Source organism: Streptomyces sp. RLA131 (assembly GCF_056270125.1).
Map to the genome: position 1 here is coordinate 2,052,043 of NZ_JBWDOQ010000002.1, position 13,126 is coordinate 2,065,168.

The 13,126-nt window shown below is 71.2% G+C and carries 11 protein-coding genes; 3 read left to right on the forward strand and 8 right to left on the reverse strand.

Going from position 1 to position 13,126, the window contains the following annotated elements:
• Positions 1–38 precede the first annotated feature (38 nt).
• The 6 genes from RWE79_RS10290 to RWE79_RS10315 all read right to left on the reverse strand — a co-directional run bounded on the left by RWE79_RS10290 (position 39) and on the right by RWE79_RS10315 (position 9,125).
• Positions 39–1,025 carry a TerC family protein gene (locus tag RWE79_RS10290; RefSeq protein WP_475939724.1) on the reverse strand — a complete coding sequence of 329 codons (987 nt, stop codon included), beginning with the start codon at positions 1,023–1,025 and terminating at the stop codon, positions 39–41.
• 241 nt (positions 1,026–1,266) lie between these two features.
• The gene (locus RWE79_RS10295; protein WP_475939725.1) at positions 1,267–2,880 is read right to left on the reverse strand and encodes a TerD family protein; all 1,614 of its coding nucleotides are present in this window, start codon (positions 2,878–2,880) and stop codon (positions 1,267–1,269) included.
• A gap of 8 nt (positions 2,881–2,888) precedes the next feature.
• The gene (locus RWE79_RS10300; protein ID WP_475939726.1) at positions 2,889–3,467 is read right to left on the reverse strand and encodes a TerD family protein; all 579 of its coding nucleotides are present in this window, start codon (positions 3,465–3,467) and stop codon (positions 2,889–2,891) included.
• A gap of 92 nt (positions 3,468–3,559) precedes the next feature.
• Positions 3,560–5,656, reverse strand: a complete 2,097-nt coding sequence (gene uvrB / locus RWE79_RS10305; protein ID WP_475939727.1) for an excinuclease ABC subunit UvrB — start codon at positions 5,654–5,656, stop codon at positions 3,560–3,562.
• Positions 5,657–5,727: 71 nt separating this feature from the next.
• Positions 5,728–6,813: an acyltransferase family protein gene (locus RWE79_RS10310; protein WP_475939728.1), complete on the reverse strand. Its 1,086-nt coding sequence runs from the start codon at positions 6,811–6,813 to the stop codon at positions 5,728–5,730.
• A 128-nt stretch (positions 6,814–6,941) separates the two neighbouring features.
• Positions 6,942–9,125, reverse strand: coding sequence for a bifunctional polysaccharide deacetylase/glycosyltransferase family 2 protein (locus RWE79_RS10315; RefSeq protein ID WP_475939729.1), 2,184 nt, complete (start codon positions 9,123–9,125; stop codon positions 6,942–6,944).
• A gap of 1 nt (position 9,126) precedes the next feature.
• On the opposite strand from RWE79_RS10315, the gene RWE79_RS10320 reads away from it, so the two are divergent.
• Positions 9,127–9,621 carry a hypothetical protein gene (locus RWE79_RS10320; protein WP_475939730.1) on the forward strand — a complete coding sequence of 165 codons (495 nt, stop codon included), beginning with the start codon at positions 9,127–9,129 and terminating at the stop codon, positions 9,619–9,621.
• 261 nt (positions 9,622–9,882) lie between these two features.
• The gene (locus tag RWE79_RS10325) at positions 9,883–10,908 is read left to right on the forward strand and encodes a chitinase (protein WP_475939731.1); all 1,026 of its coding nucleotides are present in this window, start codon (positions 9,883–9,885) and stop codon (positions 10,906–10,908) included.
• Between the two features lie 31 nt (positions 10,909–10,939).
• Here RWE79_RS10325 and RWE79_RS10330 read toward each other — a convergent pair whose 3' ends face one another.
• On the reverse strand, positions 10,940–11,899 hold the full coding sequence (locus RWE79_RS10330) for a hypothetical protein (protein ID WP_475939732.1): 960 nt from the start codon (positions 11,897–11,899) through the stop codon (positions 10,940–10,942).
• A gap of 181 nt (positions 11,900–12,080) precedes the next feature.
• Here RWE79_RS10330 and RWE79_RS10335 point away from each other — a divergent pair, with 181 nt between their 5' ends.
• The gene (locus RWE79_RS10335) at positions 12,081–12,617 is read left to right on the forward strand and encodes a methylated-DNA--[protein]-cysteine S-methyltransferase (RefSeq protein ID WP_475945730.1); all 537 of its coding nucleotides are present in this window, start codon (positions 12,081–12,083) and stop codon (positions 12,615–12,617) included.
• A gap of 21 nt (positions 12,618–12,638) precedes the next feature.
• Here RWE79_RS10335 and RWE79_RS10340 read toward each other — a convergent pair whose 3' ends face one another.
• Positions 12,639–13,112, reverse strand: coding sequence for a cupin domain-containing protein (locus RWE79_RS10340; RefSeq protein ID WP_475939733.1), 474 nt, complete (start codon positions 13,110–13,112; stop codon positions 12,639–12,641).
• Positions 13,113–13,126: the final 14 nt, after the last annotated feature.

Genomic DNA, 13,126 nt, shown 5'->3' on the forward strand with positions numbered 1-13,126 from the left:
GGCGCGGGACGTGCGCGGAAGGAGTGCGGGACCGTCCGTCAGACGTCGGCGTGCTCCGGGCGCTCGGCGCCGGCCTCGCGCTCCGCCTGCTTCTTCGAGGCCCGCAGGCTGGTCACGGTGGTGACGGCCAGGACGAGCAGGATGAATCCCAGCGAGAAGGGGATGCCGATCTCCGGGACGTGCACGCCGGACTCGTGCAGGGCGTGCAGCACCAGCTTCACGCCGATGAAGCCGAGGATGACCGACAGCCCGTAGGAGAGGTGGACCAGCTTCCGCAGCAGCCCCCCGATGAGGAAGTACAGCTGGCGCAGGCCCATCAGCGCGAAGGCGTTGGCGGTGAAGACGATGTACGGGTCCTGGGTGAGGCCGAAGATCGCGGGGATGGAGTCCAGCGCGAACAGCACGTCGGTGGTGCCGATGGCGAGCATCACGACCAGCATCGGCGTCATGACGCGCTTGCCGTGCTGCCGCACGAAGAGCTTGGTGCCGTGGTAGCGGTCGGCGACACCGAGGCGGCGCTCGGCGGCCTTGAGGAGCTTGTTCTCCTCGAACTCCTCGTCGTCGTCGTCGGAGCGGGCTTCCTGGATCAGCTTCCACGCGGTGTAGATGAGGAAGGCGCCGAAGATGTAGAAGACCCAGGAGAAGGAGACGATGATCGCGGCGCCGGCGGCGATGAAGACCGCGCGCAGGACGAGTGCGATCAGGACGCCGACGAGCAGCACGCGCTGCTGGTACCGGCTCGGGACCGCGAACTTCCCCATGATCAGGACGAAGACGAAGAGGTTGTCGACGCTCAGCGACTTCTCGGTGACGAAGCCGGCGAAGAACTCACCGGCCGGCTGTCCGCCGCCGAAGACCAGCAGGCCCAGCCCGAAGAGGGCGGCCAGGGCGATCCAGACGCCCGTCCAGATGCCCGCCTCCTTGACCGACACGTCGTGCGGTTTGCGTCCGATGAGGAAGTCGACGGCGATCAGGGCGCACAGACCGGCGATGGTCAGCGCCCATACGGCCAGGGAAACATCCATTGCTTTGCCTCCGGCAGGCTGGTTCGGCAACTGTCAGCGTTGTCGCTGCCGGAGGTCTCTTCCACCCGGGCCCAAGGCGGCCCGGACCGGTGGTCCCGTCAGCACAGCCGTCGGGACGGCCCGTGATGACGGGGTCACCGCAGTAGGGAATACTCCCCTCCGCGTAAAGAACAGTACACGAAAGACCAAAGAAAGGTAAAGCAAAGGTCAAGTAGAGGGAAGGCCGGCCGGCCCGGAGGGGTCAGGTGCCATAGGCCTGCCGGGCCGTGGCGAGCCGGCCCAGCACCAGCGGCAGCACCTGGCTGCCCGGCGGCGGCAACAGCGGCTCGAAGGTCCACGCATGGCCGACCCAGGGGTCGGCGAGGTGGTCCTCGGGCAGCGGGGTCAGGCGCAGCAGGGAACGCCACAGCGGGTCGAGGACCGGGCCGTACTCGCGGGCGTCCTCACGGTCGGCGACCAGCAGCAGATGGACACCGGCCGAGGGGCCCTCGTCGGCGAGGTAGCGCAGCTGGTTGACGGCGCGGTCGTCGAAGCCGTACGGGAAGTCGTTGACGATCAGCAGGTGCTCGGCCGGGTCCAGGCCGGGCGGGAGCGCGTCGGGGGCACCGGCCCGCAGCGCCATCTGCACCAGGTCGACGCGCTCGGTCATCCGGGCCAGCACCGCTGCCACCCCGGCGGCGCCGACGGCCGGCGGCTCGCGCAGCGCACCGGAGTCGGTGAGCGGGGCGAGCGCGGTCGCAGCCGAGCCCGAGGGGTCGATGACCCGCAGCGCGTAGCCGCCGACCGGGTACGCGGCGAGCAGCCGGGCGGCCATCGCCACGGCCACCTCCAGGGCGCGGACGCGGTCCTGGGCGCTGTCGATCCACAGGCCGCGTTCCAGCGGGAGCCGCACCAGCATGGGGATCCGCAGCGCCGGGGACTCCGGCAGGTGCAGATCGCCCACCCGGACCGCCATCGGCGGCCCGTCCGGCACCGCGTAGCCGTGCCAGGCGGGGCTCTCCCAGCCCGCGTAGGCGGGCGGCAGGGCGGGCTCGACCACCTCGATCTCGGCGGTGAGCTGGGTCAGGTCGCGGTCCAGGGTCGCGCGGGCCTGGTCGACCAGATCGGCCTGCCGGGCCATGGCCTGGTCGCGGGCGGCCTCGGCGGCCGCCCCGGTCCGGGTGCGCGGGTCCGACAGGGCCCCCTCCAGCTCACGGTCGAGCCGCGCCTCGGCGAAGTCGGTGGCGCTGCGGTACGCGGCGACGGAGCGGGCCAGGTCCTCGAACATGCCCCAGACCTGGTTGTACAGCCGCTCCTCCATCGACCAGCCGCCGGCGTCCCCGGCGACCGGCACCGGGACCTCGGCGGCCGGGGCCAGAGCTGGGGCCGGGGCCGGGGCGGGGGCCGGGGGTTCCGGCTGGGTCAGCCGCAGGTCACGCAGGAGTTCGGGGACGCCGCCCGCGTAGCCCTGGCCGACGGCGCGGACCTTCCAGGCGCCCTGCCTGCGGTAGAGCTCCAGCGCCACCAGCGCGGACTCCTCGCCGAGGCCCGCGATGGTGAAGCTCGCCAGCTCGGCGCCGCTGCCGGCGTCCAGCACGGCCACGTACGGCGCCGCCAGCTGTCCGAAGCGGGCCGCCCCGGGCCGGCCGGGCGGCAGCGCCAGCACCACGCTCACACACGCGACCGGCCCGGGCACGGCGTCCAGTTCGACCGGGAAACGGTGCGCGGCGGCGGGCAGCGGGGAGAGCCGCAGCTCCTGCCCCGACTCCCCCGCCGTGCGGCCGGCCAGCACGGGCGTGGTGGCCGACACGGTGATCTCCAACCGGTTCCGCGGGAGCGGATGGTTCTGTCCCCGGACCAGCTCGGCGGCGGTCATGGATGCCCCTAGAGCGACGGCAGGATGGCGGGCATCAGGTCCTGGAAGGTGCGGCCGTTGGCCGGGGTGCCGATGGCGGTCATCGACCAGCCGGCGCCCGCGCGCTGCACCTTCGCCATGATCTGCGCGGTGTAGGCGCCGCCGCCGGTGAGGGTGTAGCGGGCCAGCTCCTGGCCGTTGGTCTCGTCCACCAGGCGGCAGAAGGCGTTCTGCACCTCCTGGAAGGACTGCCCGGTGAAGGAGTTGACGGTGAAGATGATCTGGTCGATGTGCACGGGGACCCGCTGCAGATCGACCAGGATCGACTCGTCGTCGCCGCCCTGCCCGGCGCCGCCGACCAGGTTGTCGCCGGTGTGCTTGACCGAGCCGTCGTCGCTGACCAGATGGCGGAAGAAGACCACGTCGACGGGCTGCTTGTCGGCGAACAGCACGGCCGAGGCGTCCAGGTCGACCTCACGGGTGCGGGAGCCGAAGAGCCCACGGCGGGGCGCGGCCTGCCAGCCCAGGCCCATACGTACCGCCGTCAGTGTCCCCCCGTCGGACTTCTGCAGGCTGATCTGCTGGCCCTTGGTCATGTTGACCGTCACGCGCGTCCCCTCTCACCCATGTGCACTGTGCGGTTGTCCTGTCCCGCACCCTATGGGTAGACGCCGAAGGGAGGCACGACGGTTCACCGGCTTTATGCCATGCCGGCCTCCCGCATCTGGCGCAGCTCCTTCTTCAGCTCGCCCAGCTCGTCCCGCAGCCGCGCCGCGACCTCGAACTGCAGCTCGGCGGCGGCGGCGTGCATCTGCCCGGTCAACTCGCCGATGAGGTCGGCCAGTTCCTCGGCCGGGAGGGTCCTGCTGTCCCGGCGGCCGCCGGCCTTGCCCGACAGACCCGGCACCGGGGCCTTGCCGCGCGAGCGCTGCCGGCCGCTGCCGAGCAGTTCCTCGGTGTCGGCGTCCTCGCGGGCGAAGGAGTCGAGGATCCCGGCGATCTTCTTCCGCAGCGGCTGCGGGTCGATGCCCCGCTCGGTGTTGTACGCGATCTGCTTCTCGCGCCGCCGGTTGGTCTCGTCGATCGCCTTGGCCATCGAGGGGGTGATGCGGTCCGCGTACATGTGCACCTGGCCGGAGACGTTGCGCGCGGCGCGGCCGATGGTCTGGATCAGGGAGGTCCCCGAGCGCAGGAAGCCCTCCTTGTCGGCGTCCAGGATGGCCACCAGTGACACCTCGGGCAGGTCCAGGCCCTCGCGCAGCAGGTTGATGCCGATCAGCACGTCGTACTCGCCGGCGCGCAGCTCGCGCAGCAGCTCCACCCGGCGCAGCGTGTCGATGTCGCTGTGCAGATACCGCACCTGGATGCCCAGTTCGAGCATGTAGTCGGTGAGGTCCTCGGACATCTTCTTGGTGAGGGTGGTGACCAGGACCCGTTCGTTCTTCTCGGCGCGCGTGCGGATCTCGTGCACCAGGTCGTCGATCTGGCCCTCGGTGGGCTTGACGATCACCTCGGGGTCGATCAGACCGGTGGGCCGGATGATCTGCTCGACGACGCCGTCGCCGCGCGAGAGCTCGTACGGGCCCGGGGTCGCCGACAGGTAGACCGTCTGGCCGACCCGGCCGAGGAACTCCTCCCACTTCAGCGGCCGGTTGTCCAGGGCGGACGGCAGCCGGAAGCCGTGGTCGACCAGGGTGCGCTTGCGGGAGGCGTCGCCCTCGTACATCGCGCCGATCTGCGGCACCGTGACATGCGACTCGTCGATGACCAGGAGGAAGTCCTCCGGGAAGTAGTCGATCAGGGTGTCCGGCGCCGTGCCGGCCTCGCGGCCGTCGATGTGCCGTGAGTAGTTCTCGATGCCCGAGCAGGTGCCGATCTGCCGCATCATCTCGATGTCGTACGTGGTGCGCATGCGCAGCCGCTGGGCCTCCAGGAGCTTGCCCTGCTTCTCCATGACCGCGAGCCGCTCCTCCAGCTCCTTCTCGATCCCGGCGATGGCGCGCTCCATCCGCTCCGGACCGGCCACGTAGTGCGTGGCGGGGAAGACGTAGAGCTGCTCGTCGTCGGTGATGACCTCGCCGGTGAGCGGGTGGAGGGTGGACAGGGCCTCGATCTCGTCACCGAACATCTCGATACGGACGGCGAGCTCCTCGTAGACCGGGAAGATCTCGATGGTGTCGCCGCGGACCCGGAAGGTGCCCCGGGTGAAGGCCACGTCGTTGCGCGCGTACTGGATGTCGACGAACTTGCGCAGCAGCTGGTCGCGGTCGATCTCGTCGCCGACCTTGAGCCGGACCATGCGGTCGATGTACTCCTGCGGGGTGCCCAGGCCGTAGATGCAGGAGACGGAGGCCACCACGATCACATCGCGCCGGGTCAGGAGCGAGTTGGTGGAGGAGTGACGGAGCCGCTCGACCTCCTCGTTGATGGAGGAGTCCTTCTCGATGTAGGTGTCCGTCTGCGGGACGTAGGCCTCGGGCTGGTAGTAGTCGTAGTACGAGACGAAGTACTCGACCGCGTTGTTCGGCAGGAGCTCGCGGAACTCGTTGGCGAGCTGGGCGGCCAGGGTCTTGTTCGGTGCCATCACCAGCGTCGGCCGTTGCAGCCGCTCGATCATCCACGCCGTGGTCGCCGACTTGCCCGTGCCGGTGGCGCCCAGCAGTACGACGTCCTTCTCACCGGCGCGGACGCGCCGCTCCAGGTCGTCGATGGCCGCCGGCTGGTCACCGCTGGGCTGGTAGGGACTGACGACCTCGAAGGGCGCCACACTGCGTTCGATGTCTGATACGGGCCGCATGCCATCCACCGTACGGCCCCCCACTGACAACGGGGGCCGGACCGCGCTCCGGCCCCTTCCCGAACCGCCTCCTACGGCAGCAGTCCGGGCGGTTTCCTGGCGGCGACGTCCTCGACCCAGCCGACCAGCAGCACGGCGACGGCGATCAGGATCCAGGCCACGCCGAACTGGAACCACATGCTGTCCAGGGGCAGCGACAGCTCGAAGGCTCTGACCTGCCACATCAGGTCGATCAGGGGGACGGAGACGATCAGGGCGATCTCGTGCCACAGGTAGATCGTGACGGCCCGGGAGTTGAAGACCGTCACCGTCCGGTCCAGCGGGCGGTAGCGGCGGATCCAGTTCATGTCCGGCCGGAAGCGGAGCAGCAGCAGGACGAAGCCGACCGACCACAGGGCCTGCGCGAGCGGGATCTCGTTGAGGTCGTAGGTGCCGTCGGACAGGTGGGTGAAGGCCCACCAGCCGCCGGCGGTCATGGCGGCGGCCGCCAGGAGCAGCACGACGGCGGCGCTCATCCGGTCGACCAGCCCGTCGCGGTGCGCGAAGCCGAGCATCCAGCAGGCCAGGTAGGTCGCGAGGTCGAAGACGACGGTGCCGACCTGGCCGTCCGGCGGGGTCCACACCGTCGACATGACGACGATCGGCAGCAGGGACAGGACGAGCACCGCGCCCCGGGACAGCCGGAAGGCCTTCAGCAGCAGCGGGGACAGCAGCACGAACCACAGGTACGTCCGCAGGTACCACAGGATGTCGGTGGCCTGCTCGGCCCAGGCGCTGCCGGGCGGGTCGCCGACCGGCACCACCCAGAGCAGCATCCGGGCCCACCAGCGGCCGATGTGGTGCTCGGGCGGGGCCCAGCCGTGGATCATCATCGCCAGGACCACGACGACGCCGAACGCCCACAGCGGCGGGAGCAGCCTGCGCATGCGGCCGCGGATGACGCCCGCCGCGGGGCGGTCCAGGGAGCGGGCCATCAGGGAGCCGGCGAGGGCGAACATCACGCCCATGGAGGGGAAGGCCAGGCTCAGCCAGGCCCACCCGAAGGTGTGGTAGGTGACGACCCGGACCATGGCGAGCATGCGCAGCACGTCCAGGTACCGGTCCCGGCCGCCGCGTGCCGCCGCGGCGGCACGCGCACGCCGGTGACCGCCCCGCACCGGCGCCGCCGGAGGTACCGGCTCCGCCGGCGAAGGTACCGGTGCCGGCGAAGGTGCCGGGGCAGGTTCCGGTGCCGGGTGATACGGATACGTCTGCGCGTGCGTTACCGCCTGCGTCTGCGTGTCGGTCATGAGACACCTGCCGGGGCCTGGGGGCTCCCGACCTCGCCGGTGCGCTTGAGCTTCTGCCAGCGCAGCCGGCCGCCGGTGAGCGCGGTGACACAGGAGTGGATGAGGACGAGGTACATCAGCTGGCGGTAGGCGATCTGCTGGAGCGGCATCATCAGCAGGTAGCGGTACTTCTCCCGGTCCAGGCGGAACGCGTAGGCCGCGCACGCCAGTTGGAGGGCCAGCACGGCGAGCCAGGCGAGCAGCGACTTCAGCGGGTCGACGAAGACGGCTCCGTAGATCGTGAAGAGGTCGATCAGCGGCGCGAAGACCGGGGTGACGATCTGGAAGAGCACCACCAGCGGCATGCCGACCCGGCCGAAGCGCCCGGAGGGGCCGCGGTCGACGAGCGAGCGGCGGTGCTTCCACAGGGCCTGCATGGTGCCGTAGGACCAGCGGTAACGCTGCCGCCACAGCTGGCCTATGGAGCCGGGGGCCTCGGTCCAGGCACGGGCGTGCTCGGCGTAGACGACCCGCCAGCCCGCGCGGTGCAGGGCGATGGTGACATCGGTGTCCTCGGCGAGGGTGTCCTCGCTCATGCCGCCGGCCTGGAGGAGCGCGGAGCGGCGGAAACCGCCGACGGCGCCGGGGATGGTGGGCATGCAGTCGAGCAGGTCGTACATGCGCCGGTCGAGGTTGAAGCCCATGACGTACTCGATGTGCTGCCAGGCGCCGATGACGGTGTCGCGGTTGCCGACCTTGGCGTTGCCGGCGACCGCGCCGACGGACGGGTCCGCGAAGGGCTGCACGAGCCGGCGGACCGTGTCGGGCTCGAAGACGGTGTCGCCGTCCATCATGACGATGAGGTCGTGACGGGCGTGCGCCACACCGTTGTTGAGGGCGGCGGGCTTGCCCGCGTTCTCCTGCCGTACGACGCGGACGTTGGGCAGGCCCATCGCCTCGACGATGTCGGCGGTGCCGTCGGTCGATCCGTCGTCGACGACGACGATCTCGATGGGGTGGGTGCTGGCGGCGAGCGAGTTCACCGTGTTGGCGATGCACTCCTTCTCGTTGTACGCGGGCACGATGACGGTCACCGGTTCGGTGATCTCCGGCCCCCAGGAGAACCGGCGTTTGTTGCGGATCCGGTAGTGCCGCCGGGCGAGGACCACCATCAGCGCGAAGCGGCCCATGACCGCGACGCCCACGACGACCAGCAGCCAGGACAGGCCCGGCATGACCCACTCGGCGAAGGTGACCGACCACACGAAGGCCCGGCCCTCCCACAACTGGGCGCCGGTGGCCTTCTGGTTGGTGCTCTTGACGCCGAGGCTCTTGGTAAGGGTGGTGAAGGTGTAGCCCTTCGCCTTCATCTTCTTGATGTACTCGCCCAGCGCCGCGACGGTCTGCGAGCGGTCGCCGCCCGCGTCGTGGAAGAGGACGGCGGCACCCTTGCCGTTCTCGGGGGTGGCGTTGCTGATGATCTTCGCCACGCCGGGCTTCGTCCAGTCCTCGCTGTCGGTGTCGACGAAGGCGCTGATGTAGCCCTTGGCGCCGATGTACTGGTAGACCGGCCAGTTGACGTTGTCGATCGCGTCCGTCTCGGAGGAGTACGGGGCGCGGAAGAGCGAGGTCGTGATGCCGGCGGCGCCGGACAGGGCGAGCTGGGTCTGCGACAGCTCACGGTTGATCCTGGCCTCGTTCTGGTACGACAGGTCCACGTGGGAGAAGGTGTGGACGCCGATCTCGCTGCCGGAGTCGACCATCTCGCGGACCAGTTCGGGGTAGCGGGCGGCCATCTGGCCGACCACGAAGAAGGTGGCGGGCACGTCGTTCTCGCGCAGCACCGCGAGCACCTTGGACGTCCACTCGACGCTGGGGCCGTCGTCGAAGGTGAGCGCGATGGTCTTCTTCGGAATGGAGTGGCTGGTGGCCTCGCCGTCGGCGTCGAAGCTGAGGAGCGGGCCGCCGTCGGTGACCTTGTCGGGGACCTTGCTGGAGCTGCCGGACTCGTGCACACGGCTGTCGTTGCCGATCTCCGAGTGCAGATAACCGTCGAGGAGCATGACGCACACCAGGGCGCACAGACCCAGCAGGGCCATCACCACCCGGGGTTTGGGGACGGCCTGCCTGCCCGCCGAGGCCACCCTGACGATCGCGCCGGGGGCGGCGTGCCGTCGGTTCGGATTCCTGGTCATCGCCATCGTGGGTCAGCCGCTCCAGGCGTTGCTGCTCGTGCCGGTGCCGCCGTCGCTTCCGGTGCCGCTCCCGCCGGTGCCGCTGTCGCCGCCCTGGGTGCCGCCGTCGCGGGAGGTCGCCGAGGCGCTGGGGCCGGGGGTGGCGGAGGAGGTCGCGCCGCGGGTGGCCGAGGCGGAGGCGCTCGCCGTGGACGTGGCCTTCGACGCGCTCGCCGAGGCGCTCGCCTTCGGGGTCGCCGTGGCGGAACTGCTCGCGGACGCCGACCCGGTGACGTCGGCGGCCGGTACGGTGCCCGCCGAGTGCGTCGCGGAGGCGGCCGGGGACGGCGTGCGCGCCGCGGTGGCCCTCCGGGTGGCGGTCGCCGACGAACTCGCCGTCGGGGACGCTGAATTCTTGGCCTTTTCCGCGGTGGTCGCGGACTTCGACGACTTCCCCGGAATGAGGGTGTCCGGCGCGAAAGGAGTACCGCCCGCGAAGGCCACCCCGAGCACGGCCGCGTAAGCGATGCAGCCGATACCGGTAATCACCCCGGCCCGCCGGATAATACGCGCCCTGCGGCCCGACGCATCGACGAAGACCGGTCCTTCTTCACTGGAACTACCCCTACGGGCGTTCACCCGCCCCGACTTGGAATTCATGGAGGGAATGCTATCAGGATAACCGCTTGATAAAATCTCAAATTCTTTCATGAGGTTTTTAATGAGGGATTTATGAGTTATCATGAGGGATCCTCACACGTGAGGTGTTGGTAGGGTCGCCGATATGAAAAAGCTGATCGGCGGAATCGCCGCCGTCCTGGTATTGGCGGGCGCGGCCGCGCTGGTATGGAGCGGCACCTCGCGTACGTCGCCGAGCAGCTCCCCCTCCTCCCACGGCTCCCCGTCGGCCGGTTCGACGGCATCGGGTCCGACGGCCTCCGGCTCTCCGTCCGGGAATGTGACATTCGCCCCGTACGTCGCCGTATCGGCGGGCTCGGTCCACGACATGGCCGCGACCGCGGACCAGGCCGGGGTCAAGGACTTCACCCTGGGATTCGTGGTCTCCGGCGACGGCTGCGCCCCCGTCTGGGACGGCGCCGAAGGCCTCACCGTCACCGGACTCGCCACCCGGATCAGTCAGTTGCGGGCGGCGGGCGGCACGTTCGCCGTCTCCTTCGGCGGCCAGGACGGCACCGAACTGGCCCTGGCCTGCGACAGCGTCTCCGACCTGGCCTATGTGTACGCCCAGGTGATCGACCGCTACGACCTCACCGAGGTCGACTTCGACATCGAGGGCAGCGCCCTGCGGGACACCGCGGCCAACACCCTGCGGGCCAAGGCCATCGCCCAGCTGCAGAAGGAGGGGACGGGGGAGGACCGCGTACCGCGGATCTCCTTCACGCTGCCCGCGATGCCGCAGGGGCTGACGGACGACGCCGTCGCCCTCCTGGAGAACGCCGAGCACAACGGCGTCGACATCGGGACCGTCAACATCATGGCGATGGACTACGGGTCCTCGTACACCGGTGACATGGGCGACTACGCGGTCCGGGCCGCCACCGCGGCCCACACCCAGCTGCGGAGCGTCCTCGGACTGTCCTCGGCCGCGGCGTGGCGGACCCTCGCGGTGACCCCGATGATCGGCGTGAACGACATCACCACCGAGGTGTTCACGGTCTCCGACGCCAGGCAGCTGGCCGCGTTCGCGGCGCGTGAGCGGCTCGGACGGCTGTCGATGTGGTCGGCGTCCCGCGACACCTCCTCGCTGGCCTTCAGCCGCGCGCTCTCCGGCGCGGCCGCGTCCGGCTGACGTTCCCCCGGACGCGGGGACCTGCGGAACATCAGGGCTGTTCGGTGCTGCCCGACGGACCGTCGGGCAGCACCGTGATGCGCTCCAACGGGCCGTACGGGCCGGTCGCCAGGGCCGCCCGGACGGCGGCGGCCACCTCGCCGGGATGCCGGGCCAGGGCGGACGGCGCGATCCGTACCACCCGCAGCCCCAGGGCCTCCAGCCGGCCGTGTCCGCCCCCGGCCGCCGGGCCGAGGTCCAGGGCGACGCCGTCCCGGGCCCAGTAGGCGTCCGGGGAGGCCAGGAAGGACCCGTCGAGCCGCAACTGCGGCCGCCACAGGGGCTGGCGCAGCCCGGCCCGTACGACCAGCGTGCGGGCCAGGACGAGCGCCGACCTGACCCCGGCGTCCAGTTCGGTGAGCAGCCGGCCGACGGCCGGTCTGCGGGCCAGTGCCGCGCCGCCCAGCTCGGCCGCCACGGCCTCCGGCCGCACCCCGGCGTACGCCACCAGCTCCCGGATGACGTCACGGGCCCACGCCGGGTCGCAGGACTCCCTCACCCCGTCGGCGGCGGCCCGGGCCAGCGGCGCCACCGGCACCCCGCCGACGGCCCGGGCCGCCGGCAGCCGGTGCGCGTGGTGCACCCGCACCCAGGTGTGCGTCCTGATCCGGCGGCCGGCGGCCACCAGGACGTCCACCACGGGCACCCCCGACGGCAGCGGCGCCGCCTCGATGCCGAGCAGCGCCAGTGCGGCCGTGCCGGTCACCATCGTCGGCGCCCCGGGGTGCCCGGCGAAACCCACCGCCGCCCGGCAGCGCTGTGCCAGGGTCATCGGCCCGGCGTGCATCACGATCACCCGGGGCAGCGGGCGCTGCCACCGGCCGCCGGGGCGCACCCTTTCGCGTACCAGGGACTGCGGGACGCCGATCGCGGCGAGCTGCGCCAGGGTGACCACCCGGTCCTGTTCACGGGCGAGCCCGCGCAGGGCGGGCAGATAGTCGTTTCGCGTCATGACCCTCCCGTGCCCCGCTGTGGCCGTCCGGCCACCCGCTGTGACAGAGCTGTCGACAAGCGCCACCCGCGAGAGTGTCGGTGGGGGCGCCTACGCTGGTGATGTGACGAGCCCGCAGACTGATTCCGCCTCCTCCCCCGCCGCCTCCCCCGCCGCCGCGCCGGCAGCCGGGGCCTCAGCCGTGACCGTGACCGTGGCCTGGGCGGTGCTGGACACCCGGATCGGGCCGCTGCTGCTCGCCGCGACCGAACGGGGCCTGGTCCAGGTGGTGTTCCATGCCGGTCCGCGCACCGCCGAGGAGGCTGTGGAGCGGCTGGCCCGCCGGCTGGGGGCGGCCGTGCGCGAGGATCCGGCCGCGCCGCCGCTGGCCGAGGCGATACGGCAGGTGCGGGAGTACTTCGCGGGCCGGCTGCGGGACTTCACCCTCGACCTGGACTGGTCGCTGACCACCGGCTTCAACCGCCGCGTGCAGCGCGAGCTGGCCACCGGCGTCCCGTTCGGCACCGTCGTCGGCTACCAGGACCTGGCCAACCGCGTCGGCGAGCCGGGGGCGGCACGCGCGGTCGGGGTCGCCATGGGCGCCAACCCGCTCCCCGTCGTCGTTCCCTGCCATCGCGTCGTGGAGAGCGACGGCGGCATCGGCGGCTTCGGGGGCGGGCTGGAGACCAAGCGGCAGCTGCTGGCCCTGGAGGGCGTGCTGCCCGAGCCGCTGTTCTGAGCCCTTGAACCTGCCGGGGGGTCAGATACCGCAGCCGGGATCCGGTGCGTCCACCGACAGCGGCGCGCCCTCGGGGAGGATGTAGGTGACGTAGAGGACGACCGGTTCGGTGCCGAGATTGCGGCCGATGTGGACATGGTCCGCACCGTCCGGCTCGACGAAGGACTGGCCCGCGGTCGAGGTCTCCACCGAGCAGTCGGCCATGGTGCGGGTCAGCGTGCCCGACTGGACGACGGCGATCAGCTTGCCCTGGTGGTAGTGCCAGCCGGTGCTGCCGCCGGGCGCGACGGTGATCGTCCGGACCACCACATCCGTCCGGCCCCTCGTCTTGATCTTCAGACCGTGTTCGGACGTGCCCTTGGCCAGGACCGTCGCGGTCACCCCGCTGCCGGGCGTGGCCAGCGCCGCCGACGGCACCACCGCCACCGCGGCCAGCGCGGTCAGCACCAGCCCCGCCCTGCGCATCCGGACCGCCGTCCCCCTGCCGAGCTTCATGAGATCCCCTCCCC

Excerpts from the sequence above, each read along its gene's own strand:
- RWE79_RS10290 (WP_475939724.1), bottom strand. The coding sequence starts at position 1,025 with ATGGATGTTTCCCTGGCCGTATGGGCGCTGACCATCGCCGGTCTGTGC.
- RWE79_RS10295 (WP_475939725.1), bottom strand. The coding sequence starts at position 2,880 with ATGACCGCCGCCGAGCTGGTCCGGGGACAGAACCATCCGCTCCCGCGG.
- uvrB (WP_475939727.1), bottom strand. The coding sequence starts at position 5,656 with ATGCGGCCCGTATCAGACATCGAACGCAGTGTGGCGCCCTTCGAGGTC.
- RWE79_RS10315 (WP_475939729.1), bottom strand. The coding sequence starts at position 9,125 with ATGGCGATGACCAGGAATCCGAACCGACGGCACGCCGCCCCCGGCGCG.
- RWE79_RS10325 (WP_475939731.1), top strand. The coding sequence starts at position 9,883 with ATGAAAAAGCTGATCGGCGGAATCGCCGCCGTCCTGGTATTGGCGGGC.
- RWE79_RS10330 (WP_475939732.1), bottom strand. The coding sequence starts at position 11,899 with ATGACGCGAAACGACTATCTGCCCGCCCTGCGCGGGCTCGCCCGTGAA.
- RWE79_RS10340 (WP_475939733.1), bottom strand. The coding sequence starts at position 13,112 with ATGAAGCTCGGCAGGGGGACGGCGGTCCGGATGCGCAGGGCGGGGCTG.